Origin of the sequence: Rheinheimera tilapiae (assembly GCF_042432165.1) — a bacterium.
Taxonomy (GTDB): domain Bacteria; phylum Pseudomonadota; class Gammaproteobacteria; order Enterobacterales; family Alteromonadaceae; genus Pararheinheimera; species Pararheinheimera tilapiae.
The window spans coordinates 127,194-152,772 of sequence record NZ_JBHLXP010000005.1 but is presented as its reverse complement, the minus strand read 5'-3'; the positions used below and the strand labels follow the sequence as shown (position 1 = coordinate 152,772).

Here is a 25,579-nt window from a genome sequence, read left to right as displayed (position 1 = left end):
ACAGATCTCAGAGGCAGAATTGCTGATATTGGCTGGCATCAAAACCAACCAGAAATTGATCGCCGCGTTGCAACAACGGGCGTTTGATCACCGCAGGATGGCGTTGCATCAGCGCCAGCGCTGCCGCGGCATCGCTGATTTGTTTGTCGGCTTCGGTTAAGCCCCGCCAGGTGGTACCGCGCTGGTTAATCAGTTTTTCCCAGCCGAGCAACGCGATAGCTTGTTGCAGCTCGGTAGTAGGTACGCCATCAGTGCGGTAATCGTGAAAATGGGCTGCGATCTGTTGCTCTGCTAGATAGCTACGTGCTTTTTTCATCGTGTCGCAATTTTTAATGCCATAAATTTTAATGTCATGGTGAACAACGGACATCACAGTGAAAAACTCCTGAAAATTAACAAACTAATTGGCTGGTGCACTTTTCAGTTCAAGCCAGAATAACGGGTCTTGTCCGGCCGCAACAAAACCGGTTCTGCTGTGCAAACGTTGGATTTTAGGGTGTTCTACAATAGAAACCAGACAGGTCAGCGGACTACTCCAGCGCTGCAAGCGCGACGGATCAAACTGAAGTAGCGGCTGACCGGCCTGTATTTTACTGCGATCTGCCACCAGCCAGTGAAAGCCCATGGTCTGTTGCTGACAGGCATCGGGAAAGCAGATCTCCAGTTTTAAACCTTGTGGATGGTGCAGAATAATCCGGCTGCCGCCCATATCCAGCCGGCTGACGGCTCCGGCGAATGGTGCAACCAGTTGCTGGCCTTGCAGCTGGATCTGGACAGCATCCGGCAATAACCCAGAGCGGTATACTGAACCAGCGTTGTCATCTGGCGCACTAACCTGGCCACTGACCGGACTGCGGATCTCAAACCCGCGCGCCGGAGGCTGGTCAGTATGCAATGTCAGTTTGCTAAATGCCGATGTCATGAATATCAATCCTAGGATCCGATGCCCTGATAGTACCAAAGTCCTTCGCCCTGCTGCAGGCTCAAATGAAAAAAACTCGCCGCTAGATTTGTTATCGAGAGCTGTTACTCGGTAATGAGTGAAAATAGCGGTTTAACAGTGATTTTTCGCTGAAATGCTGGTTTTATCATGTCATTTTACAAATGAAAGCGCTGGATCCGGCGATTTGATTACAGTCAGGTTGTCCACAGATTCTGTGGATAACTTTGTGGGTTGTTCTGTTTATCTTTGTTATCTGCATGAAATATAACAAGAATACTGAATGGCACAAAATTTGTTATTTGATGACACTGTGATGAATGCAATCAAAGGCCTGAAAATGTATGTTTTCATTCAATGTCGCTATTTATGCGCGATTTTCTTTCAACTGTGCAGTCAGTGTCTGCCGCGGGATCAGGCTTTTTTCGCCAGAGCATAGGCTGGCAGTCCCCATTTATGCTAGTGTTGCTTCAGATGCTTTATTTCCGGAGTCCTGCGATGCGCACAGATGTCCGCAGTACGTTGCAAATGGGTGTGCATTACAGCAACACCTGGCCCCTGTTGCAGGAGTTAAATGGCTTATTTCCGGAGAACCGGATGATCCGCCTGACCCTGCTATTGAAGATGTGGATGCCGCCGCTGGCCGTGCTGTCGGTGTGCGTGCAGTTACAGTATTTTGGCAGTAGCTATCTGTGGTCGGCGCTGTCTTGTGGTTTGTTTTTGCTGGCGTTGCCTTTACAAGGTTATTACTGGCTCGGGCTGCGCGCCCAGACCGTATTGCCACCAGCAATCAGTCATTGGTATCAGGATATCCGCAGCCAGATGCAACAAGCGGGTGTGCAGGTGCCACAGGCGGCCACCGGCAAACCCAGTTATGCTGACTTGGCTACCGTTTTGCAATCGGCATTCCGCCAGCTCGATAAAGCATTTTTCCGGCATTGGCTCTGACGGCGTCAGAGCTCTCACTCCTGCCGGAAGGCCGCCACCCAATGCGGCCGGTATACCAGCAACAAAGTCATTGCCATGCCGTTCAATAATGCTTCCGGCATTGCCAGCAACGGCATCACCAGCAAAAACTCGCTTGGCTGTGTGTCAGTTCCGAGCCCAAGTACAGCAAAATACCCCACCGCCAGACAGGCCACAAAGCACAGTGCACCGAGCAGACTATTTAAAAAACTACTGACAAATATCGACACAAACAGATGTGCCGGCAATAGCCTGCTCACCAGCAGATAGCAGCAGTAGCTTTGTAGTGCGACCAGGCAAAGGGCTGTCCAGTGTAAGATTTCTATTTCAACGACCAGCCCGGGCTGACCGGCCATGTAGGCCGCGATTTGCGGCAGTAGCAGTGCCAACGGGATCACCAATAACGTCAGGCGTAAGCCCAAAACCAGCGTGACAGTAGTAATGCCGAGAAAATGCAAAGCAGGTAAGTTAGGTAACTGTGCTTTGAGCTGCCACAATACTGATAACACCAGCACTGCGCCGACGAACAGCGCCTGGATCAATGGCTGGCGCAGCAATGGCAGAACCTTCCGATCTGATACCAGATAGTACAGCAATGCCAGAATACCAATAAACCAGCTCATCAGCTTATGTCAGGTCAAACTCTGCCCAGACAGGCGCGTGATCGGACGGGCGCTCCATCGCCCGGATGTCATAATCGACATCGGAGGCCTGACACAGCGCTGCGAGTGGCGCTGTGGCCATAACGACATCAATCCGCAGACCACGGTTGTCGTCAAAGCCTTTGGAACGATAATCAAACCAGCTATAGCGCTCAGTACGTTCCGGGTGTAGCTGGCGGAAAGTGTCAATGAGGCCCCAGTCTTTGATGGTTTGTAGCATGTCGCGCTCTTCCGGCAGGAACGAACATTTCCCATCTTTTAACCAGCGTTTTCGGTTCGGCTCGCCAATGCCGATATCAAGATCCAATGGTGAAATGTTGATATCGCCAATCACGGCAACATAATCACCCGGTTGGTGATAAGTTTGCAGATATTGCAGCAAATCGGCATAAAAGCGTTGTTTAGCCGGAAACTTCACGGGATGGTCGCGACTCTCGCCTTGTGGAAAATAGCCATTGAGTAAGGTGAACCGCTTACCATCGGCCAGCGTCCAGTGACCAATCAGCATGCGCCGCTGTGCATCTTCTGCATCACCGGGAAAGCCATATAACATCTGATCGGCCGGCATCTTACTCAGAATAGCGACACCATAATGACCTTTCTGACCAAAATGATAGATGTGGTATCCGAGAGTTTTGACGTCTTCCAGTGGAAACTCGTCATCGTGTACTTTGATTTCCTGCAGCCCGATAAAGTCGGGTTGATGTGCGGCGACCAGTGTTTGCAGTTGATGTGGCCGTGCACGTAGCCCATTGATATTAAATGAAATGATTTTCATATTGAATGCCGTGTCCATATATACGCTGCGATGATGTCAGGTCTGCATCATAACATCGGAAAAGCGGGGCTGTCTAAAGCCCCCTTGCAGCGACGGCGACGCTTTCGGTATGCTGCGGCGGCTTTTTTATCTAACCGGAGCAGGCAGTGAACGAAGTCTGTCAGTTCAGTACTATTTCTTATCAGCTGAAACGCTCCAGCCGGCGTCGCACACTGGCGTTGCAGGTTGGGCCCCAAGGTCTGATTGTATTATCGCCACTGTATCTGGATAAGTTACAGATTGATCAGTTTATTCAACGCAAAGCCGACTGGATCAACACGCATCTGCAGCTTCGGCAGCAGCGGCCACAACAGGGTTACCCGGTAATGGGCGATCAACTGGTACTGCGCGATTTACCAATACGGCTGCGGGTGGTCGACGATGTTGTGACAGGAGTGACTCTGGAAGGTCAGACGCTTTGGGTGCAGTTATCGCGTCGGATCAAACCGGCAAATCGACCGAAGCAAGTATTGTCATTACTGGAAGATTGGTATCAACAGGAAGCAAGGCAATATTTCGCTGAGCGGCTGGCGCACTGGAGTGCGCTGATGGGGTTGTCGTATCAGCGTTTAATGATCAAAGGTTGGCAAACCCGCTGGGGCAGTTGCCACAGCGACGGGACTATTTGTCTGAACTGGCGACTCCTACTCGCGCCGGCCTGGGTGTCGGATTACGTGGTGGTCCATGAACTGGCGCATCTGCGACAAATGAACCACTCGCCAGCCTTCTGGCAACTGGTCGCGCAGTATTATCCGGCATGGCGCGATGCCAAAGCTTATCTGAAACATCATCAGATGCAGTTAACACTGACCGCAGACCACAGCTAAACGCAGTGGCATAGTCTGCCCGCACTGTCTTTGCAACGCTGCGGCTTTCTGTTTTAATCCGCCAGCAGGTTCTGCAATCTACTCAATCATCTTAATAAAAATAAGCCCAAGAGTGCCCACATGCACCGGCAACAGGAATTTTAACCATGACCAGTTCTCTACGTTTACAGCAGCTGCTGCGGCTATTGGATTTAACCCGTCTGAGCGACAACGATTCTGACACTGACATGGCGCAGTGGCTGACACAAGTTGTAATGCCTGAAGCGAGTCCTGCGGCATTTTGTGTATATCCGCAATTTATTAGCCAGACTTTGGCACATTTGCAGCAACAACAGATGTCGGTACCGGTCGCGACTGTGGTGAATTTCCCCGGTGGCGATCTGCCCGTTGAGCAGGTCGTTCAACAGATCAAAGAGGCCATTGTACTGGGCGCGACTGAGATCGATGCTGTGCTGCCATACAAGGCTTTATTAGCCGGCGATTATGCTGCGGTGAAACACTTCCTCAGTGCTGTCCGTCTAGCCTGTGGCACTGTCTGTCTTAAAGTTATTATCGAATCTGGTGCGCTCGGAACCGCACAGCAAATTTGTAAAGCTACAGAGTTGACGATTGAAGGCGGTGCAGATTTTGTTAAAACATCCACAGGGAAAGTCCCGGTAGGCGTGACGTTGGAAGCTGCGCGCATCATACTGACTGCGATCGCCAGCGCTGGCCGTCCGGTCGGTTTTAAAGCGTCAGGTGGTGTTCGGACCGTTCCCCAAGCACTGGAATTGCTACAAATGTATGAAGATATCACTGGGCAGCTGGCGAATCCGGCAGGAATGCGTTTGGGGGCTAGTACTTTATTGACCGAGTTATTAGCGGAGTTAGAGACAGCAAAAAGTCTGTAGTCTAGCCGGCTAATTTGCCGCTTGCAGTTAAATCGCCATATTGACGCTGTAACATCTGCAGGCGTTCTTGCTGGGCACCAACCAACGGTTGCAGCTGGATGCGCCGGATAATTTCAGCCGGCGTGACACTGACAATTGGCATGTCCTGACTGATGCATTGCAACACAGATTGCAACAGATTGAGTTGCGTTGAACTATTGTGCGGCGCCCACAGAAGGGCTTGTTCATAGTATTTTGCGGCGCCGGCAAAATCGGCTTCTTCATAACAGCGCAGCCCTTGTCGGCTGAATTGTCTAAAGGCAAGTCGCTGCGGTTCGACCTGCTGCTGTTGCTGATACCAAAGGCTCAGAGCGATGGGATCTGCATCCAGCCTGGCTGCTGGCTCAAGCTGTTCGGCCAGTTCAAATTCGCCGATCTGATTACACAACATCGCCAGGTCGCAGCAAAGCGGATCTTCTTCACCCAGTTGCAGCGCTAGCTCCTGACAACTACGCCTGGCTTGTAAATGTCGGCCATCGGCGGCATCCAGCCTGGCCATACACAGGCGCTCAAAGCACTCATAGTCCATCTTTCGCAGCAAATGCTCATCTCGGCGCGCCCGGTGCATGATCAATAATGATTCTTGTTGCAGGCGGTTTTTTTGGCTGGCTTCAGTGCTTGCACTCACCGCGTTGAGTAAACAACGTACGTAATTCAGCAATTGTTTTGGATCATTACTACCAGCGCGGCGGGTCAATTCGTACATTTGCCGCGCGGCCTGCAACGTATCATTCTGCCGGCCGGTTCGTAGGCTCAATTGAAAAAATTGCTGTAACCGCTGCAGCTGATAGGGTGAGATCTCCAACGCTTTTTTCAGTAACTGGCGCGCCTGGTCGGGATCACCGCCACGCATCAGGTTTTCACTCTGCAGGTCATAAGCTTCGACCAGATATTTATTGGTCGACAGCGCTTCTTCACACAAGGCTTGGCAGCGTTGGTGCTGGCCCGATTCCATTTCGAGTCGGGCTTGTTGTAATAAGGCCCAATGCGGCCGGCGTTGACTCAGTATGGGCGCCAGCTCTGTCTTGGCTGCGTCGAACTTACCGGTATGTAACATCGCTTGCACCTGGATCCGGCGCAGATAAGGGGCGTAGCGGGGATATTGTTCTAGCAGATGCCGGGCCTGGACTTCGACTGTGGGCCAATCCTGCATCATCATCGCTTGGTACACGCCATACAAACAATGCTTTTTTTGTTGGATCCGTTGTAATCGGCTGCGTAAAACATTTTGTGAAAACGGCTTCATCAGATAGTCGTCAGGCTCGAGTTCTACTGCGCTAATCACCATAGGGACGGTGTTTTCACCGGTAACCAGCATGCAGATACTGTCAGCATCTAACAATCCAAATTGCCTTAAATCTTCCAGTAACTGCCGGCCGTTCTTGCCGGTACCGAGGTTGTAGTCGATAAAGATGATTTGGTAACGCTGTTGCTGGCAACGCTGTAAAGCCAGCTCACCATGGTGGGCAAAATCAATAGTTCGATAGCCGAGACTATGCAGGATCCCTTTCATCATTAACTGAAATGGCCGCTGGTCATCAACGATCAGGATTGACGGGGTGGCTCCGGTCAAGACATGCGTCCTTGCAACATTCTGCGGATTGTTTCAGTGTGGGAAACAATTAAGCAGAGCGCAAGTTGGCAACAGTGATGTCAGTAAAGTAACGATGTCTATGTGTAATGACTTCGCAGCCATCAGTACTTAAATGAGTTTGGAATTTGGAATTTCATGTGAGGTAGCCAGCAATGTGGCGAAGATGGTGGAGGGGGAAGGATTCGAACCTTCGAAGGCAGTGCCGGCAGATTTACAGTCTGATCCCTTTGGCCACTCGGGAACCCCTCCACGTGGCCGGCATCTTATCAAAATTTATTTGCTTGTAAAGCAATTATCTCAAGTTCCTGTGCTGACTGCCGATAATGTCAGCAATTCATCGGGTCCCCAGCTGATTTTTTATGTTAATTAACGAATGGCAATTAGGTAGTGAACTGAACCAGGCTTTGCAGCAGCACTGCCGGGCAGACTTTCAGTTATGGTTATCGGTGTTATCTCCCGCCACAGAAGAGCAAGCTGGTTTCTGTTTACCTGATGGCAATGCAACCCCACAACAGACTGACTTACGTCAACAACTTCAACTCTCTGCGCTCCGCGATCCTGCCATGCTTAGCACTGACATTGCTCGTATGTGTCAACAAGGACATGCATTGCAGCAAGGTGGCTTTGCCGCATTACGACTTAGTTTGTTGTTACAGCCACAGCCGCAGGTGATCCGCCATGACGCGAAAAAGCTCAGCGCCGAAATCCTCGACAATCTGTCGCTGCACAGCCAACGGCATTTGCAACACAGCGATGCCCCAATCCAGACTCTAGACACAACCCTGTTATACGACGTGTTAGAACAACTGAACGCAGACCCAATGGCGGCTTGAACAAGCTGGGCGGGTCGCTTCGGTGTGCTTCGTATTGGCGCTATCGAACAGATAGAAAATAGTCCCTGCAGGATCTATATCGGCGCAAGCCCGGTACTGAGTTGACCGTTTAGCCAATGTGACTGACAAGCTTTAAATTTTTTACCACTGCCGCACGGGCAGCTGTCATTACGGCCGATTTTAACCACAGCATGCGGTAGCAGCACACCATCCAGATAGCTCCATACTTGTTGCTCCTGGACAAAACGCGATTGTTCTTCCAGTTGATGTAACTGATCTTTAATTAAAAACCGGGCGATAAAATGCACGTATCCGGTCGCTATATTTGCGCTGTCTGCTGAGAAGACCTGTTTTGTCGGTACTCCATTAAATCCTTCCGGGCCTGCTGTGGCGACAACCTGCAGCGACAGAAACCTGGCTGTTTCAGCAAAGGCGCTGATTTCCAACGTAGCAAGGTCTGATTGTTGGCTGTGATGATAGGTATTGGCGATGTAGGGGACTAATTTTAAAAAATAAGCACTAAAACGTGATCGCATCAGCTGTTCTGGCGTGGTGGCCTGTTGCATGCTTTGGTGCAATGGACCACAGCATTGTTGGTACTCTTCTGGCCGTCCGCAATAACAAGGCATAATTCATCCCGAAAAATCGCTATTGTAACGAAAGGCCGCCAGCACCGAAATAGTGGTCCGTTGAACCTCGTATTTTAATGCGATGTGCAAGTTTGAATGCTGTAATGATTAATCAGCTGAGTCTGGTACTTGTTAGCCAGATACTGATAGTCAGCCAATTCAGCACAATCCACCGGCAGAAAACTCAGAACCGCACTACAGGTTGAACAGGTCAGGGCATCGCGCATCAAGTTGTCATAACGATGTACTTGTTTCTGCCCAATCACTAACAGGCGCTGGCAATCGATCTGGCATTGTTCCAGTAGTTGCTTACTTAAGTGATGTTGTGGCGCCAATACCAGGATCCAGCCTTGTTGGACATCACCAGATGTGGTCAACGCAGCCAGGGTTTGACAGATACTGGCGATGTTATCTTCGGCAATTTCTCTAAAGTAGCCTGCCTGCTGGCGGTTCAAAGCTGATTGAGGCAAACGGCTGACTGAAGTAGTTAAGGCTAGCTGACGCATTTGAACTCCGAATGCTGATGTTATGTACAGTGTATGTCTATACAGTAATCAGCAATCGCACGAAAAGCAAGCATGCACTGATAAAATATACAGTGTATTTTGTGATCTCTACAGTATCTGGCTGTTAATCCAGACTGGTTATACCATCGGCAACGCAGAAATCAGCTAGACTGGCCGACTTGTTTTTGATTCAGCGAGTGTCAGATGTTTCTGGATGCTTTTGTTAGTCGCCAGGGTGAGCAGTTTGCGTTTAGCGCCACTCAGGCCAGTCGGTTTGCTAAAGAAATTGCCGAAGATTTTAATCCTATCCACGACGCCGACAGTAAAAGGTTCTGCGTACCAGGCGATTTGTTGTTCGCCTTCCTGTTGAGTCGTTTTGGTCTGGCAGCGCAGCTGAGTTGTCGCTTTGAAGGCATGGTAAGTGCCGATGTGCAGTTACACTGCGTGGAACTCGGCGATGAAGTTCAAATCCAGGATCAGAACGGAAAGGTCTATTTGTCATTGACTCAGTCCGGTGAAAGGCAACAACACTGCCAGTTCATCGAAAAGCTGGTTCGAGATTATGTGCGTTTTTCTGGACAGAATTTTCCGCATATTTTACAACCACTGATGCAGCAGCATGGCGTGATGATTAATCCACAACGCCCGCTGGTGATCTACCAGAGCATGACGTTGAACTTCACCCGGTTTGGTACTGAATGCCCGACATTACGTTTGGCAACGTCCACTTTAGAGCAGGAAGGCAAACGCGCGCAGGTGGTATTGACGTTTGAACTCTGTGACGGCGACGAAGTGATTGGCGTTGGCGAAAAACGGCTGGTGCTTGGCAGCTTGGTGCCGTATGACGACGAGCAAATGCAGGGCATGGTCGATTTTTACAACCAACGCAAGCAAACACTGGGACAAGCGGCCTGACCGATTTTGTCGTGCTGCAATGACCATTTTAAAAAAACGCCCGTCAGGGCGTTTTTGCATTACAGACGCTGTAGGCTTGTCCGGTTTTGGCTACTGCAGCGCGGCGCAAGTTGTTGGAAAATCAACTGGCTATCTGTTATCTTCGCAAGCAAATCCCGCCTTCTTTTTCAGCAAGTGAGTCTGACATGTACTACATGATTTATTCTGAAGATATTGCTAACAGCCTGAGCTTACGGCTGGAACATCGGCCGGCGCATCTGGCGCGGTTACAACAATTAGCCGAAGCCGGACGTTTATTACTGGCTGGCCCCACGCCTGCAATCGACAGTGCAGATCCCGGTCCTGCCGGTTTCAGCGGTTCTCTGGTCGTGGCTGAATTTATGTCACTCACCGAGGCACAGGACTGGGCAGCCGCAGATCCGTTTATTCTTCATGGCGTATACGCTCGCAGCACCGTCAAACCTTTTAAGAAAGTACTGCCATAAGGACATTGTATGTCACTGATTTTATTAACTGGCGGCGCCGGATATATCGGCAGTCATACCGCGATTGTATTGCAGCAGGCTGGCTTTGATGTGATCGCGCTGGATAATCTGTGCAACTCATCAGCCGAATCTTTGTTGCGCGTCGCACAAATCACCGGTAAAGCAGTTCCGCTCATCAATGCGGACATCCGCGACGAAGCGGCTTTACGCCAGGTATTTGCCGAATATCCAATCAGTGCCGTTGTGCATTTCGCCGGCTTAAAAGCGGTCGGTGAATCTACTCAGCTACCGCTGAAATATTATGACTTTAATGTCGCTGGAACTGTGACGTTGTGTCGCGTAATGGCCGATGCCGGCGTGAAACAACTGGTATTCAGTTCCTCTGCTACGGTATACGGTGCGGCTGCAGAGGTGCCTATTACGGAAGCCTCACCGCGATCTGCCACCAATCCTTATGGCCAAAGTAAGCTAATGGTCGAGTATATCCTGCAAGATCTGGCGGCGGCGGATCCTAGCTGGCGTATCACGCTGCTGCGTTATTTTAATCCGGTTGGCGCCCATCCCAGTGGCCTGATTGGTGAAGACCCAAATGGCATGCCGAATAACCTGATGCCTTTTATCAGCCAGGTTGCGGTAGGGAAACGGCCACACTTATCGGTGTTTGGCAGTGATTACGACACCGTCGACGGTACCGGCGTGCGGGATTATATTCATGTGATGGATCTGGCCCGTGGGCATTTGCAGGCGCTGAAGTATCTGCAGCAACACAGTGGTATCGAAGCGGTCAATCTCGGCACCGGTCAGGGTTACAGTGTGCTGCAGATGGTCGAAGCTTTTGTGCAGGAGAATCAGGTTCCTGTCCCTTATCAGCTGAGCCCGCGCCGATCAGGCGATGTCGCATTGTGTTATGCGGATCCGACGAAAGCGGCAGCATTATTAGGCTGGCGGGCAGAGCATTCGCTGGCAGACATGGTGCGTGATGCCTGGCGCTGGCAACAACAAAATCCGGATGGCTACCACAGCGTCTAAATGGCGACGGAGGTTTGATGCGGCGGACTGTTCAGTATCTGTTGATGCAGCTTTGTTGCGCACTGTGGCTCAACTGCTACAGCCCGCATGCACAAGCCGATGTCGTCACTTTTGATGAACTGATCCGTCAACTTGAGCAGGGCGAGCGGGTGTTTTATGACGCCAAAGCCGCCCGGGATTTTTTACAGCAACTGAAACAGCAACTGCCCCCGGGCGATGAAAAGCGGTTGCGCCGGTTGCAGCGCGAAGTCTGTCAGATTGATTATTTGACCGATCCGGCCGGCGGCGTGCAGTTTGCCGGCCGCTTTATCAGTGATCCGGCGCTAAGCAGCGATCATCTGACTCTGAGCTATTTTTATCAGTGCCGCGCCGCACATCTGCTTAACCTTGGCGAAGTCGCCCGCCAACAGGAAGATTTAACACAAGCTTTGGCGCTGGCGAACAGCAGTGAAGATGCACTGGCCCAGGCCAATGTGTTGTCGCAACAGGCTGATACCCATTCGATCCGTGGTGAACACGCAGAAGCTCTGGTACGGTTGTTTAAAGCTTTTGAGTTATTTCAAAAGGCTGACAACCGTCAAGGTATTGGTTTGTCGCTGGAAAATATCGCTGCCGCCTTTCGCCGCATGGCCGAATATGATCAAGCGATTGAATATCTGGAAACCAGCGAGCGTGAATATATAGCGCCGAATGACAGCTATCGTCAGGCGTTTGTACTGCAACAAAAAGCATTTATTTATGCCGAAATGGGCAAAACGCCGCAGGCGCGCTCGCTGATGCAGCAGGTTCGGCAGATTTACCTGGATATCGGTGACCCACACTACGCCGTGGCAACCCTGATTGATCTGCTGTGGGTCAGTAATCTGGAACAAAAATACGCTGAATCCGTTGAGCTCATCGGTCAAATTGACAACGAGATCAAAAAACTTAAGCAAAAAGACCCGGCGTTCCGTCCGTTTAACCATGCCATTTATCAGTTATACCAGGCAGAAGCTCTCAGCGAATATGGCCAGCTACAACAAGGTCTGCGCAAATTTGCTGAAGCGGAGCAAGTGTTGGTATCCGAACAAAATCCTCGTTATTTGCTGATGTTGAATCAGGCCTGGGCGCGGGCTGAAGCCAAAGCCGGCCAATACCAAAATGCGTACCGGTTGTTAGACGTTGCTGGCCAACTGCAGGAAAAGCTTAATTCACAGGCTAAACAACAACGCGAAGCCTTATTACGCTTTCAGTTTGACTCCGAGCTGCAATCACAGAAAAACACCCAGTTGCAGGCCGAAAATCGGCTGACCGGCCAACAGCTGGCCGTGCTGGAAGCTGCGCAGCGCTGGCAGTACATCGCTATTGCCTTATTTGTGGTGTTGGCGTTGATTGCATTGTTGTATGCAATCTCGCAGATCCAGCGTAATAAACGCCTGCATAAATTGGCCATGACTGACGAGCTGACTCAAGTGGGCAACCGGCGTTTTGTGCTGGCACGCTGTGATCAGGTCCAACAGCAGGCCGCTCCGCTGCAACAGTCATGGTGCTTGATGATTACCGATATTGATCATTTTAAACTATGTAACGATCAGTTCGGTCATGAAGCGGGTGATGAAGTGTTGGTTGCCGTTGCCAGAACCCTGCAGACGACACTGCGCCAGCAGGATATTATCGGGCGTAGTGGCGGCGAAGAATTTTTGCTGGTGCTGCCCGATACGGTGGAAGCACAGGCACTGGAGATGGCTGAGCGGTTACGTTTGGCCGTCGCCGCGTTAAAATTTCCCCGTTTTCCGGGCTATCAGGTCACTGTCAGTATTGGCCTGACTCAGGCAGGTCGCCATGAGCAGGTACGTGAAGTGATCTCCAGAGCCGACAGCGCCCTATACCGGGCCAAAGATAATGGCCGCAACCAGGTCGTCAGCACCTGATTTATTGATTCTGCAAGGATGTAGCCGTGTTAACACAGAAATCTTCTGCCCTGACCGCCGGTTTTATGGTGGTACACGCCAATTTACCCGAGCAACTGCGCGCGCTTTGTACCGCATGGATGGCAGCATACCCGCTGGATGTGTTTGAAGCTGAAACTATTCTGGTGCAAAGCAACGGCATCGCGCAGTGGCTGAAACTGGCGCTGGCAGCAGAACCTGCTGCGGATGGCAACGGCGGCCTTGGTATTGCCTGTGGTTTACGGCTGGCGATGCCACACCGGTTTGTCTGGCAGTTGTACCGTTGGCTGCTACCCGACCTCGCAATCCCGGAACAATGTGCTTTTGACAAAGACCAGCTGCACTGGCGGCTGTTACGGTTATTGCCGGAACTGTTGCAACACGCTGAATTCTCAACATTGGCACATTATTTAGCTGACGACAGTGAACAGCGTAAAGTCGACCAGCTCGCACTGAAACTGGCTGATCTATTTGACCAATATCAGGTATATCGTGCTGATTGGCTGCTGTTATGGCAACAGGGAGACGATGTGCTGTTAGATGCGCATGGCCAGCGTCAGCCACTGTCTGACGACAATCGCTGGCAGGCGGCATTGTGGCGCGCGATCCTGGCGGATATGGAACTGGAAGAGCGCCGCTTCAGCCGTGCTGTATTGCAACAGGAATGTATCCGTGCGGCTGCCACATTTAACCAAACCAACAGACCGGCACAGCTACCGCGCCGGGTCATGTTATTTGGTATCAGCAGTATGTCACAACAAAGCCTTGAGGCGCTGGCCGCCATTGCGCCCTATACCCAGATCCTGCTAGCAGTGCATAACCCTTGTCAGCACTATTGGGCCGACATTATTGCTGATAAAGATCTGTTTCGTTCGATGCCTGGTCAGACTGCGCACAGCCGCCAGCAACCAAAACCGGATGCCAGCGGACACCCGCTATTAGCTGCCTGGGGTAAACAAGGCCGCGATTACATTCGCCTGCTCGATCAGTTTGATCAGACGCAGCAGTTCCGCCAGCTGTTTCGTGGCGAGCGTATCGACTTATTCAGTGACTATGATTGCAGCCATCTGCTTGGCCAGTTACAGCAGGACATTCTGGAGCTGCGGGATCTGCCGCATAGCCGGCAACATTGGCCGCAGCTTCATCGGACGCAGGCACAGTCGCTGTGCTTTGCCCGCTGCCACAGCATAGTGCGGGAACTGGAAGTGCTGCATGACGATTTACTGGCTCAGCTCAGTCTGGATCCGACGTTGCAGTTTAGTGACATTATGGTCATGGTCCCCGATATCAACGAATATGCCGCCGCCATTCACGCAGTGTTTGGCCGCTACCGGCGCGATGATGACCGCTGTATCCCTTTTACCATCGCCGACCAGGCCGCCACGGTGCAGCAACCGATGTTGCAGGCACTGCAGTATTTGCTAAATATCCGCCAACAGCGGTTTTATGTCAGTGATATCATCGATTTACTGCAAGTGCCTGAACTTGCGGCAAAGTTTGACCTCGATGCGGCGGGGATCAGCAAGCTCAGTCAGTGGCTGATGCAGGCGGGTGCGCACTGGGGGCTGCACAGCGAGCAGCGGCAAAGTATTGGCATTCGTTACGACTATCAGCAGTTCAGCTTATTTCATGCGTTACAACGGATGTTATTGGGCTACGCACTCGGCGATGACGTTGGCATCGATCAGGCTGAGTCGACCGGCTCTGACACTGTGGACAGTAATGGTGCACCGCTTGGTGCTGTTCAGGGCTTGGAAGCCGATTGCGCCGGCCAGCTGGCCTTGCTGCTGCAGCAGCTGGATCATTGGTGGCGGCAATGCGCCACTGCGCAGACGGCAAAGGACTGGTATCAGCAATTATTGCAACTTCTCGAAGATTTTTTCCGCGCCGAAACTGAACAAAGCCTGCTGTTAGTGCAACAACTACGCGACGAGCTGGGGCAATGGCAACAATCTTGTAAGCAGGCCCGGCTGGAGTCAACGCTGGCTTTGCCACTAGTCGCAGACGCTTGGTTGGGGCAGTTTGAACGGAACAGCCTGCAGCAGCGTTTCTTGTCCGGCGCGGTCAATTTTGCTTCATTGTTGCCGATGCGCGCGATCCCGTTTCGTCAGGTGCATTTACTCGGTATGCAGGATGGCGCTTTCCCCCGCGTCCAACGGCGGCAGGATTTTGATTTGATGGCCGCGCAATATCGGCCTGGCGATCGTTCCAGGCGTGATGATGACCGCTATTTGTTCCTTGAAGCGGTGTTATCCGCCCGCCAGCGCCTGCGGATCAGCTGGCTTGGCCGCAGCGTGCATGACAACAGCGAACGTGAGCCCAGTGTGCTGGTGGCGCAATTGCGCCAACATCTGGCGCAAGGCTGGCAGCTGGCTCCCGAAGCGGGCGATGATTTATTGGGCCTGCTGACCGAAGATTTTCCGCTAAAGCCATATAGTCAGCGTTATCTATCTGGCGAGCTGCAAACCTGGCAGCGGGAATGGCGCAGTTTTTATCAGCCGGCGACGGCAGCGCAAGCGCAGGAAGTCTTGCCTTTGCAAGCGCCGGACCAGCCGTTGGACCTGACTCAACTGGCCGATTTTTTACGCGACCCGGTGCGTTGTTTTTTCCAGCAGCGTTTGCAGGTCTATTTCCATGCCCAGACTGCGCCACATCAGGACGACGAAGCCTTTGCACTGGACGGTCTCAGTCACTGGCAATTGCAACAGCAGCTCTATAGCGCGCTGAGTCAGCGTATCCGGCTTGAGCCGGCGCTGGGACAATCCCGCTCAGTGCAGCTACTGGAGCAACAAATGCAACGAGCGGTCGCAGCTGGTTTGCTACCGGTCGGTGCCGCGGGTGAATTGATCAAGCACGAGTTATTGCAGCAAATGCCGGCACAATTGCAGCGTTTTGCTGCTGTGTTGTCGCGAAGTCAGTCATTACCCCGCGACTTCCAACAGGTCTATTTTGCCGGTGTACTGGAACTCGACGACGCGCAGCTGGCCTGCCCGGTACAAGACTGGTTGAAGCAGCTACGCCAGGACAAAGATGGCGTGCTTTGGCAAGTACATCTGCAAGCTGAAGCGTTACAACGTGATGGCCTGTGGCAATGCCGGCCGCTATTGCAACCCTGGCTGGCCGCAGTACTGTCGGCGGCTGCCGGTCAACCGGTCCGCCAGTTTATCGTTGCGCCGGATGGTGATCTTTGCCTGCCGGCACTGCCGGTCGGGCATGCACAGCTGATCCTGCAGCAGTTGTTACGGGCCTATCTGCAAGGCCAACAGCAGCCATTACCGTTTGCTTTAACACTGGCGTCGGTTCTATTACAAAGCAAAGTTGACGACAAACAATTGCAAAAGCTGCAGTTGCTATACGAAGGGAGCGCATTCAGTGCCGGATTGCTCGGCCAGAACGCTTACTTACGCCGCGCTTTCGCCAGTTTTGACGCCTTCTGGCAGCCTGAGCTGTCACCACTGCTGGCCACACAGTTGCTCGGGCCTTTGTTAGAGGTATTGCAACAAACTGCAGTATCTATTGATTCCGGAGCGAACTAAATGCAGCCGCTGAATTTTATGACCTTACCCCTGCACGGTACTTCGTTGATTGAAGCCAGTGCCGGCACCGGTAAAACTTATACCATTGCAGCGTTATATCTGCGTCTGGTGCTGGGGCATGGTCTCGCTGTGCCACTGCGGCCTGACCAGATCCTGGTGGTAACCTTCACCGAAGCGGCCACTGCAGAGCTGCGGGGGCGTATTCAACAACGACTGAGCGAAGCGGCGCTGGTGTTTGCATCAGAACACGATAAAGCCAATCAGCCGGACGCAGATCTTCAGCAGACCGCACCTCAGCAGGTCGATCCGGTGTTGCGTGCGCTGCTGGATGCCTTCCCAAAACAGCAATATGGCATTTGCGCGGCTCAGTTAGAGCTGGCAGCGCAGTGGATGGATGAAGCGGCTATCTCGACTATCCATGGTTTTGCCAACCGGATGCTGAGCGAACACGCCTTTGCCTGTGGCAGCCAGTTTGAACAGACGTTGGTGACCGATCTGGCGGAACTGCAGCAGCAGGTGGTGATGGATTACTGGCGCTCTGAAGTTTATCCGCTCGAGTTGCCGCTATTTGTCCGATACCAGCAAAGTTTCGACACACCCCGCCAGTTGTGGCAGGCGTTGTTGCCGTTATGGCAGGAGAGTTTTGCACCGCCACCACATTCGCTGGCGACTTTGCTCGAACAAGAAATCGAGGCCCGTCGCACCAAACTGGCTGCATTAAAAGCGCCATGGCAGCAGTGGTTGGACGAACTGGCAAGGCTAATCGAGGCCGGCCGGGCCGCCGGCCAAACCTACAATACCAAGCTGAGGCCGGATTATGTTGCTAAATGGCTCGCTGGTATTGCCGCCTGGCGTGACGACCCGGCGCAGTTGACCCCAGATATTGGTAAGGGTATCGAGCGGCTGACACCGGACGGCCTGGCGGACGCCTGGAAGGGGCCGGCGCCCTCGCATCCGGCGCTTGAAGCGATGGCCGCGCTGCCGCAAGCACTGGCAGACCTACCGGATGCCAGTTTTGACTTACGTCTACACGCCCTTAGCCATGTTCAGCAACAGTTTGACCAACTGAAACAACAACGCGCCGAATTGGGTTTTGACGATTTACTGGTTCAGCTTGATCAGGCGTTACATGGCGGATCTGGCGCGCAGCTCTCGGCGATGCTACGCAGTCAGTTTCCATTGGCGCTGATCGATGAATTTCAGGACACCGATCCGCTGCAATGGCGTATTTTCAGCCGTATTTATCAGCCAGAGCAGCCGCCATCAGATTGTGGTTTGTTGCTGATTGGTGATCCGAAGCAGGCGATCTATGGCTTTCGGGGCGCCGATATCTACACCTACCTGACGGCGAAACAGCAGACGCAAGGCCGGCATTTTTCGCTCGGGACTAACTTTCGGTCCACCACCGCGATGGTTGATGCGGTCAATCAGCTGTTTCTGCAGGCAGAGCAGCGTGACAGCGGGCTCGGTGCTTTTTTGTTTCGCCAACAAGGTGACTTGCTGTCATTTAGCCCGGTGGCAGCCAAAGGCCGGCCTGAGCAGCTGGTGCTGGATGGCGCACCTTTACCGGCGTTGCAGTGGGTCGCGCTTGACCAAAGCGCTAAACCTCTGAGTAAATCCGCTTACCTGGCGCAAAGTGCCCGCCATAGTGCGCAGCAGATAGTGACCTTGCTGAACGCTGCGCAGCAGGGCCGCTGTGGTTTTTTGCAGGAAGCTGACTTACAGCCGCTGCGGCCCGCCGATATCGCCGTGTTGGTTAACAATCAGCAGGAAGCCGATGTGATACGTGCTGAGCTGGCCCAACTGGGCGTGCGCGCGGTGTATCTGTCCGACAAGGGCTCAGTGTTTGACAGCCCGCTGGCGGCACAATTGTTGTTATGGCTCAGTAGCTGTGCTGATCCGCGCCATGCAGGCAAACTGCGGGCTGCGCTGGCTACACCGGCAATGAGCTGGAGCTACACCGATCTGCTGGCATTACAGCAGGACGACTGGGCGCTGGAGAACATGCAGCTGCGTTTTGTCGATTATCAACAAATCTGGCGCAGTCAGGGCGTGTTGGCGCTGGTGCACCGATTGTTGCAGGATTTTTCGCTGGTACAAAAGCTGGCAACTGCTCCTGACGCGGAGCGCCAACTGACGGACTTGTTACATCTGGCTGAATTACTGCAAGAAGCCGCGCGTCAGCTTGATGGCGAAGCGGCGTTATTACGTTACTTGCAGCATCACCTGCAGGGCGACGGTGAGCTTGGTGCCGATGCACTGAAATTACGGCTGGAGTCTGACGACGCCTTGCTGAAAATCGTCACCATCCATAAATCCAAAGGGCTGGAATATCCTCTGGTGTTTCTGCCATTTTTACTGGCGGCGCGAGAACTGGATGCGAAGCAACTGCCTTATGTCTGGCATCAGGACGACGGCACACGGTTACTGGCACAACAATTTAACGAACAGAGTTTTGAGCGGGCTGAACGGGAACGCCTCGGTGAAGACCTGCGCAAACTGTATGTGGCGCTGACACGGGCCCGGCACGGCTGTGTTGTTACACTGGCGCCATTAAAGGAACACAGCGCACTGGCGTACCTGCTGGCAGCAGATGGTACGCTGGCGCCACAGGTACAGTGGCTCACAGAGCCGTTGACCGCAGCGCCATGTTTTGGTTTGGCACCCGCCGACTTGCCAGCGCCAGCACGTTATCAATGGCAAAACGGCGAACCTCAAAGCCATAGCGGCTTTTTGTTGCAGGGCATCAGCCCAAGGCCGTCTTGGCAAATCAGCAGTTACAGTGCGATTGCCGCCGGGAGTCACTATCAGGAACAGGGTGTTTTTGCTGACCAGAGCCGGTCCGGCAACGCCAAAGTGCAGGAACTATTGCAACATAACCCACAGCTCCCGATGGAATCTTTGCCGCCGGACACGCCGGGTTTTGCCCAACGTTTTATCCGCGGCGCAGGTCCCGGTACTTTTTTACATAATCAGCTCGAATGGGCGGCTGCGACAGGGTTTGCGGCTGTTGTTGCAGACCGCGCTTTGCTAGAGGCACAGTTGGTACAATCGGCGACACAGGCTGGGTTATTAAAACAGCATCGTGATGGGCGCTGGCAGCGACTGATGCTGAACAGTGACAAAGAACAGCCCAAGTTTTGCGACGATGCCGCCAGCGCAGTGGTTGAACTTGTGGATTGGTTGCTGCAACTGATGCAATTGCCATTGCCGGTGTTGCAGCAAGCCAACCTGGTGCAGTTACCCGCCTGTATCGCTGAACTCGAGTTCTTAATTCCGGCTGCCCGCGTCGATATTCAGTTGCTCGATCAACTGGTGACTGAGCAAATCTGGCCAGGCGCAGCACGGGCTGAACTGCAGTCCCGTCAGCTCAATGGCATGCTTAAAGGGTTTATCGATCTGACGCTGTTTGATGGCGAGCGATATTATGTTGCGGATTTTAAAAGTAATTATCGCGAGGATGGCCGTTACACGCCGGAAAATCTGCAGCAAATGATGCTGGACGCCCGCTACGATCTGCAGGCGGCTTTATATGGACTGGCGCTGCACCGACTCTTGACAGCCCGTTTGCCTGGTTATCAGACAGAGCGGCATATCGGGCCGGCGCTGTACTGGTTTTTACGCGGCTCTGCTGCCGATGTCAGTCACAGTGCGGCCAGTCAGAGCGAGCCGGCGCAGCAGGGGATTTTGGCCGTGTCATTGCCATCGGCATTTATTCTGGCGCTCGACCAGCTGTTTCGCGGCGATGCGGGCCCGGCGCGTCTCTTGCTGAGTCAGTCGGCCGGCGCCATTTCATCAGCAGGAGCGCATTGATGTTATTACGCTTTTCCAGAGAATTTGAAGACCAGCTGAGCGAATGGCAGCAAGCGAAATTGTTACGTCCACTGGATATTGCTTTATTGCGGGCAATACCGCAGGCCGAAGCAGTACCTGAGCCATTACTGTTGTATTTGATGCTGGCCAGCGCGCAGTTAGCGCAAGGCCATCTTTGCCTCGATTTTGCTGTAGCAGCCAAAGCGCCACTACAGCTATTACCGGTTGCTCTGCGGCAAAGTTCGCATGCCGCCAAGCTGAAGGATTTTTGTCGGCAGCATCCGCCAATGCAGGCAGCCAGTGAGCTACTGGCTTATCCGGCACTGGTCAGTACAGATCTTCGCCAGGCCAGTCAGCCATTTGTCCTGCGCGCCAACCGTCTGTATTTGCGCCGTTATGCCGCCGATGAGCAGAGCATTGCCGATTTTATCGACGGCCGTCGCCAGGCTGATTTACAACTGCGCCAGCAGCTACAACCGCAAGCCCTCAGACAGTTACTGGGTTTGTTATTTCCGGCCGAAGGTGCTGAAGTTAACTGGCAACAGCAAGCCTGTGCGCTGGCCGCCAGTAGTTATTTTGCTGTGATCACCGGTGGTCCTGGTACCGGTAAAACCACCACAGTGCTGAAACTATTGTTATTGCTGCTGCGCCAGTCAGCGAGCGGTTTGCATATTGTGCTGGCGGCGCCGACGGGTAAAGCCGCGGCGCGGCTGACCGAGTCGCTGTCGCAGTCGCGTTTGCAGCTGGCGCAAATGTTACCGCAATTGGCTGATTTGTTGCCGCAGTTACCAGCGCGGGCGCAAACAGTGCATCGGTTACTGGCTCCAAAGCCTGACGGCAGTGGATTTCGCTACCACGCCGGGCAGTTGTTACCGGTGGATGTGGTGATCGTCGACGAAGCGTCGATGCTGGATGTTAGTTTATTTGCTGCACTGGTCCGCGCCTTGCCGCCCCAATGCCGGCTGATTTTACTGGGTGACAAAGACCAGCTGGCGTCCGTTGAAGCCGGCGCTGTGCTGGCTGAGATTTGCCGTCATGCGGAAGCCGGTGGTTATAGTCAGCACACTGCAGACTGGCTGGCACAACTGACCGGACAGCCGCTGCCGGCTGCATTTTTAAGCCCGCAGCCGGATGCTTTGGATCAACATGTGGTGATGCTGCGTAAAAGCCACAGATTTAACGAACACAGCGGTATTGGTCGGTTGGCGCGTGCGGTCAATTTGGGGGATAGCAAGGCTGGTTCGCTGCTCGAATCCTGTGGCACAGGTCCCGCCGATTTGCACGCAGTGTTGCTGTCACAGGATCAACTGGCGCAGCAGGTTAGTGCGCGGATAGTGACATTGCTGGCGCCGTATCTACAGATGCTGCAGCAGCCCGTGACCACTGCAACGATGGAAGCACAAGCGCAAGCGTTACATCGGCAGTTTGCACAGGTGCAGTTACTGTGTGCGCTTCGTCAGGGCCCGGCTGGCGTTGAGACCGTTAATCTGGCGCTGGAACAGCGGTTGGCGCAGCTACGGCTGATTGGTAAAAACAGCGGCTGGTACCATGGCCGGCCTGTGATTGTGCTGCAGAATGATTACAGTACCGGGTTGATGAATGGTGATATTGGCATTTGCCTGGCGGTAGAGCAGGAAGGGCAGCCACAACTGCGCGTGGCGTTTTTGCAGCCTGACAACAAGAATCACAGCAGCGTGCGTTGGTTCCTGCCAGGACGTTTACCCAATCTGGAAACCGCGTTTGCCCTGACGGTTCACAAATCACAAGGTTCAGAGTTTAACCATGCTGTGTTGTTATTACCGCCCAGCGATAGCCCGGTATTAACTAGGGAGCTGATTTATACCGCGATCACCCGGGCGCGCACAGAGTTTAGTCTGTTGTTAACCGATTGGACTGTGTTTAATCAAGCGGTCGCGCGCTGCATCGTCCGTCAAGGCGGTTTACGGTTGGTTTAGCACAATTTGATGATCTGCCGTTGCCAATAGGTCGCTCTGCTGCATGTCGGCGCAAAACCACTGTACAAACTGATTGATCTGCTGCTGTTGCTGGCCGCCTGGCCGGTAATGCAGCTGATACTGGCCCCAGGGCAACTGATAGCGCCACGGCAGCAATGCTTTGAGCGTGCCGGCACGCACCGCATCACCGGCAATAAAGCTGTTGCTGAGCGCAATGCCTTCACCGCTACTGACTGCTTTGGTCGCCAATAACGCCAGACTGACCTGGCGCAATTGCAGCTGTGCCGGCGCATTTAACTGCATCTGCTGGCGCCACAATTGCCAGTCCTGACCTTGCTCTGAGCTATACAGCAGCGCGCCAAACACCGAGGCCGGATCGGTTAAATCCAGTTTGGCGTACTGCGCCGGACTGCAGACCGGAAACCACCATTCGGGCCTTAGCGCCACAGTGGCAAAACCGGACGGGCAGGGCCAGGTGCCGAGGATCAGATCAAACTGACTGACATCAAGGCTGGCCGCATTGGATTCCATATGTAATAGCGTGTCGACCTGCGGGTGAGCATGGCGAAATGCGTTGAGCCGCGGTGCCAGAAATTCCACTGCTATCGAAGTCTGGGCTGCGATCGCCAGCCGTCGTCCTGGTTGTTGCACCAGATGCTGACACACTGAGCGCATGCGGAAAAAACTCTCCTGCAACACTGAAAACAACGTTGCACCTTGTTCAGTCAGCTGCAGCGGCTGTTGTTTGCGGTTGATCAGGCAACAGCCGAGCTGTTGTTCCAGCAGACGGATCTGGTGTGAGATGGCACTTTGGCTGACAAACAATTCCTCGCCAGCGGCGCTGAAGCTGTGTAAACGGGCAGTGGCTTCAAACGCCTGCAAGGCTTTGAGTGGCGGCAGTGGCTGCATAGATATGAATCCAATACATGATGTGGTGAAATCATATCATTTAAATTCATGTTGCAAGCAGAGCATACTGCAAAGAACTTACATTGATTCACTGCGGAGTATTTTGTATGTCGCCATCTGTTCACCCTATATCTGTTCGTCGTATTGGCGGAGCCGACCAGGCCACTGTGCTGGCGTCGTTGTCGGACATGCGTGCCGGTGTCGCACCAATCGCGGTCACTGAGTATCAGGCGCGCATTGATAAAGCTTGCGCGCTGATGCGCCAGCAGGATGTGGCGGCGATTTACCTAAATGCCGGCAGCAGTCTGCTGTATTTTACCGGCACGCGCTGGTACGCCAGTGAGCGGCTGGTCGGCGCCGTGCTGACCGCTGACGGTGTATTGAAATACATCGCACCGGTGTTTGAAATTGGCACGCTCGGTGAGTATCAACAAATCAAAGCCGAGGTGGTTGGCTGGGAAGAAGATGAAAGCCCATATCAGCTGTTGCTTGATACGCTTAACAATCTCGGCGTACCGGCGGATGCGCGGGTGGGGCTTGATGAAAGCACGGCGTTTTTTATTGTCGATGCTTTGCAGCAACTGGCGCCGGCGCAGCGGTTTATTAATGGTTCGTTGATCACGGCAGCCTGCCGGCGGCAAAAATCTGCGGCAGAACTCGCCATTATGCAGCGGGCGATGGATATGACGCTGGTAGTGCATCAGGCGGTGGCGCAAATTCTGCGGCCGGGTATCAGCACGCTGGAGGTCGAAGCTTTTATTGATGAAGCGCATCGGCGCGTCGGCGCGACCGGCTCCTATTTTTGTATTGTATTGTTTGGCGAAGCGACTGCTTATCCGCATGGCGTCAAAGATCCACAACAACTGCAGGATGGCGATATGGTGCTGATCGATACCGGCTGCCGCTTGCTGGATTATGTCTCTGACATTACCCGCAGTTATGTGTTTGGCGCACCGACCGCGCGCCAACGTGCGATCTGGCAATTAGAAAAACAAGCGCAGGCTGCCGCATTTGCTGCAGCAAAGCCGGGTACTCCTTGTGGTGCTGTCGACGATGCCGCCCGTGCGGTGTTAACTGCCGCCGGTCTGGGCCCGGATTATCGTTTACCTGGATTGCCGCACCGCACCGGCCATGGCATTGGTCTGGATATCCATGAATGGCCATATCTGGTGCGTGGCAATGCGACACCGCTCGCCGAGGGCATGTGTTTTTCCAACGAGCCGATGATTTGTATCCCCGGTGAATTTGGCGTACGGCTGGAAGACCATTTCTACATGACCTCCAGCGGGCCACGCTGGTTTACTGAGCCGGCGCTAAGCATCGAAGATCCATTTGGCTGGCAGCAGGATTAGGATAATCGCCAGAGAAAAAGCGCAAAGTGATTGGACGGGCAGGAAAAAGTCCGGATAATAACCGCCATTATCTGCTGTTTTTGGAGTGATCATGGATTGGTGGTTGTTAATTCAGGCCTTTATCTTAGGTATTGTTGAAGGTCTGACCGAATTCCTGCCGGTGTCGAGCACCGGCCATTTAATTGTGGTCGGCGATTTGATTGGTTTTCATAACGATGGCCGGGTGTTTGAGATTGCCATTCAGCTTGGCGCTATCCTGGCTATCGTGTTTGAATATCGTCAGCGCTTTATTGGTGTTGCTTGTGGTATCACCCACGACCCGAAAGCGCAACGCTTTGTATTAAACCTGTTGGTGGCGTTTTTACCGGCCGCCATTATCGGTTTGTTGTTTATTAAAACGATTAAATATTATCTGTTTAATCCGGTGTCAGTCGCGGTGATGTTGATTGTCGGTGGCCTGATTATTCTGTGGGCTGAGCGGCGCATTCATCAGGCGCGGGTGCATGATGTCGACGACATGAGTCTGTTGGATGCATTTAAAGTCGGTTGTGCGCAGGTGGTGTCGATGATCCCGGGCACTTCACGTTCCGGCGCGACCATTATTGGTGGTTTATTTATTGGCCTTGATCGTAAAGTTGCCGCCGAGTTTTCGTTTTTTCTCGCAGTTCCCACCATGTTTGCCGCGACTTTTTACGATATCTATAAACACCGTGACATGTTACAAATGGCCGATGCACCAATGTTTGCAGTTGGTTTTGTCACGGCGTTTATCAGTGCGCTATTGGCTGTCCGTACTTTGGTACGTTTTGTGGCGAATCACAGTTATGAGATCTTTGCCTGGTATCGCATTGCGTTTGGTGGACTGATTTTATTGAGCTGGCAGCAGGGCTGGGTCAACTGGGAATTGCCGGCATAACCTGTCGTGACCTGTTCAACCTGATGAAAAAGCCGCCA

General features: G+C 53.1%; 21 protein-coding genes and 1 tRNA gene. 13 read left to right on the top strand and 9 right to left on the bottom strand.

Going from position 1 to position 25,579, the window contains the following annotated elements; genetic code table 11:
• Window positions 1-7 precede the first annotated feature (7 nt).
• Together ACFFJP_RS16945 and ACFFJP_RS16940 are read right to left on the bottom strand one after the other, a co-directional pair.
• A complete protein-coding gene (locus ACFFJP_RS16945) occupies window positions 8-370 on the bottom strand; it encodes an ArsC family reductase (protein WP_377246909.1) in 363 nt (120 codons plus the stop codon).
• A 30-nt stretch (window positions 371-400) separates the two neighbouring features.
• Entirely contained in the window at window positions 401-922 is a 522-nt protein-coding gene (locus tag ACFFJP_RS16940; RefSeq protein WP_377246906.1) for a PTS glucose transporter subunit IIA, read from the bottom strand.
• A gap of 516 nt (window positions 923-1,438) precedes the next feature.
• On the opposite strand from ACFFJP_RS16940, the gene yfbV reads away from it, so the two are divergent.
• Window positions 1,439-1,888 (top strand): terminus macrodomain insulation protein YfbV, encoded by a 450-nt coding sequence (gene yfbV / locus ACFFJP_RS16935; RefSeq protein ID WP_377246903.1) that lies wholly within the window; start codon window positions 1,439-1,441, stop codon window positions 1,886-1,888.
• Between the two features lie 14 nt (window positions 1,889-1,902).
• On the opposite strand, the gene ACFFJP_RS16930 is transcribed toward yfbV, so the two are convergent.
• Both ACFFJP_RS16930 and xthA read right to left on the bottom strand, forming a co-directional pair.
• Complete coding sequence (locus ACFFJP_RS16930; protein ID WP_377246900.1) at window positions 1,903-2,529, bottom strand: hypothetical protein; 627 nt, start codon at window positions 2,527-2,529, stop codon at window positions 1,903-1,905.
• A gap of 4 nt (window positions 2,530-2,533) precedes the next feature.
• Window positions 2,534-3,346 carry an exodeoxyribonuclease III gene (gene xthA / locus ACFFJP_RS16925; protein WP_377246897.1) on the bottom strand — a complete coding sequence of 271 codons (813 nt, stop codon included), beginning with the start codon at window positions 3,344-3,346 and terminating at the stop codon, window positions 2,534-2,536.
• A 146-nt stretch (window positions 3,347-3,492) separates the two neighbouring features.
• Here xthA and ACFFJP_RS16920 point away from each other — a divergent pair, with 146 nt between their 5' ends.
• Window positions 3,493-4,212, top strand: coding sequence for a M48 family metallopeptidase (locus tag ACFFJP_RS16920; protein WP_377246894.1), 720 nt, complete (start codon window positions 3,493-3,495; stop codon window positions 4,210-4,212).
• Between the two features lie 146 nt (window positions 4,213-4,358).
• Entirely contained in the window at window positions 4,359-5,102 is a 744-nt protein-coding gene (deoC, locus tag ACFFJP_RS16915; protein WP_377246891.1) for a deoxyribose-phosphate aldolase, read from the top strand.
• A gap of 1 nt (window position 5,103) precedes the next feature.
• Here deoC and ACFFJP_RS16910 read toward each other — a convergent pair whose 3' ends face one another.
• Complete coding sequence (locus tag ACFFJP_RS16910) at window positions 5,104-6,714, bottom strand: response regulator (protein WP_377246888.1); 1,611 nt, start codon at window positions 6,712-6,714, stop codon at window positions 5,104-5,106.
• Window positions 6,715-6,899: 185 nt separating this feature from the next.
• A tRNA-Tyr gene (locus ACFFJP_RS16905) sits at window positions 6,900-6,984 on the bottom strand.
• A gap of 110 nt (window positions 6,985-7,094) precedes the next feature.
• Between ACFFJP_RS16905 and ACFFJP_RS16900 the strand changes: the two genes are divergently transcribed.
• Window positions 7,095-7,568, top strand: coding sequence for a VC2046/SO_2500 family protein (locus ACFFJP_RS16900; protein WP_377246885.1), 474 nt, complete (start codon window positions 7,095-7,097; stop codon window positions 7,566-7,568).
• A 74-nt stretch (window positions 7,569-7,642) separates the two neighbouring features.
• Here the strand turns inward: ACFFJP_RS16900 and ACFFJP_RS16895 are convergent, their stop codons facing one another.
• Both ACFFJP_RS16895 and ACFFJP_RS16890 read right to left on the bottom strand, forming a co-directional pair.
• Window positions 7,643-8,197, bottom strand: a complete 555-nt coding sequence (locus ACFFJP_RS16895; RefSeq protein WP_377246882.1) for a YchJ family protein — start codon at window positions 8,195-8,197, stop codon at window positions 7,643-7,645.
• 74 nt (window positions 8,198-8,271) lie between these two features.
• Entirely contained in the window at window positions 8,272-8,703 is a 432-nt protein-coding gene (locus ACFFJP_RS16890) for a SulA-like leucine-rich domain-containing protein (RefSeq protein ID WP_377246879.1), read from the bottom strand.
• Between the two features lie 204 nt (window positions 8,704-8,907).
• On the opposite strand from ACFFJP_RS16890, the gene ACFFJP_RS16885 reads away from it, so the two are divergent.
• The 7 genes from ACFFJP_RS16885 (at window position 8,908) to recD (ending at window position 22,364) form a co-directional block, all read left to right on the top strand.
• Window positions 8,908-9,618, top strand: coding sequence for a DUF3581 family protein (locus ACFFJP_RS16885; RefSeq protein WP_377246876.1), 711 nt, complete (start codon window positions 8,908-8,910; stop codon window positions 9,616-9,618).
• A 185-nt stretch (window positions 9,619-9,803) separates the two neighbouring features.
• Window positions 9,804-10,103, top strand: a complete 300-nt coding sequence (locus tag ACFFJP_RS16880) for a YciI family protein (protein WP_377246873.1) — start codon at window positions 9,804-9,806, stop codon at window positions 10,101-10,103.
• 9 nt (window positions 10,104-10,112) lie between these two features.
• Window positions 10,113-11,132: a UDP-glucose 4-epimerase GalE gene (gene galE / locus ACFFJP_RS16875; protein WP_377246870.1), complete on the top strand. Its 1,020-nt coding sequence runs from the start codon at window positions 10,113-10,115 to the stop codon at window positions 11,130-11,132.
• Window positions 11,133-11,149: 17 nt separating this feature from the next.
• Window positions 11,150-13,042 carry a diguanylate cyclase gene (locus ACFFJP_RS16870; RefSeq protein WP_377246867.1) on the top strand — a complete coding sequence of 631 codons (1,893 nt, stop codon included), beginning with the start codon at window positions 11,150-11,152 and terminating at the stop codon, window positions 13,040-13,042.
• Window positions 13,043-13,068: 26 nt separating this feature from the next.
• Window positions 13,069-16,596, top strand: a complete 3,528-nt coding sequence (recC, locus tag ACFFJP_RS16865) for an exodeoxyribonuclease V subunit gamma (protein ID WP_377246864.1) — start codon at window positions 13,069-13,071, stop codon at window positions 16,594-16,596.
• Window positions 16,597-20,409: an exodeoxyribonuclease V subunit beta gene (recB, locus tag ACFFJP_RS16860; protein ID WP_377246861.1), complete on the top strand. Its 3,813-nt coding sequence runs from the start codon at window positions 16,597-16,599 to the stop codon at window positions 20,407-20,409.
• Window positions 20,409-22,364: an exodeoxyribonuclease V subunit alpha gene (recD, locus tag ACFFJP_RS16855; RefSeq protein ID WP_377246858.1), complete on the top strand. Its 1,956-nt coding sequence runs from the start codon at window positions 20,409-20,411 to the stop codon at window positions 22,362-22,364. Before recB ends, recD begins: the two co-directional genes overlap by 1 nt.
• Here the strand turns inward: recD and ACFFJP_RS16850 are convergent.
• Window positions 22,350-23,273, bottom strand: a complete 924-nt coding sequence (locus ACFFJP_RS16850) for a LysR substrate-binding domain-containing protein (RefSeq protein WP_377246855.1) — start codon at window positions 23,271-23,273, stop codon at window positions 22,350-22,352. The genes recD and ACFFJP_RS16850 overlap by 15 nt on opposite strands.
• A 107-nt stretch (window positions 23,274-23,380) precedes the next feature.
• Between ACFFJP_RS16850 and ACFFJP_RS16845 the strand changes: the two genes are divergently transcribed.
• Complete coding sequence (locus tag ACFFJP_RS16845) at window positions 23,381-24,625, top strand: M24 family metallopeptidase (protein ID WP_377246852.1); 1,245 nt, start codon at window positions 23,381-23,383, stop codon at window positions 24,623-24,625.
• 91 nt (window positions 24,626-24,716) lie between these two features.
• Window positions 24,717-25,541, top strand: a complete 825-nt coding sequence (locus ACFFJP_RS16840; protein ID WP_377246849.1) for an undecaprenyl-diphosphate phosphatase — start codon at window positions 24,717-24,719, stop codon at window positions 25,539-25,541.
• Window positions 25,542-25,579 lie beyond the last annotated feature (38 nt).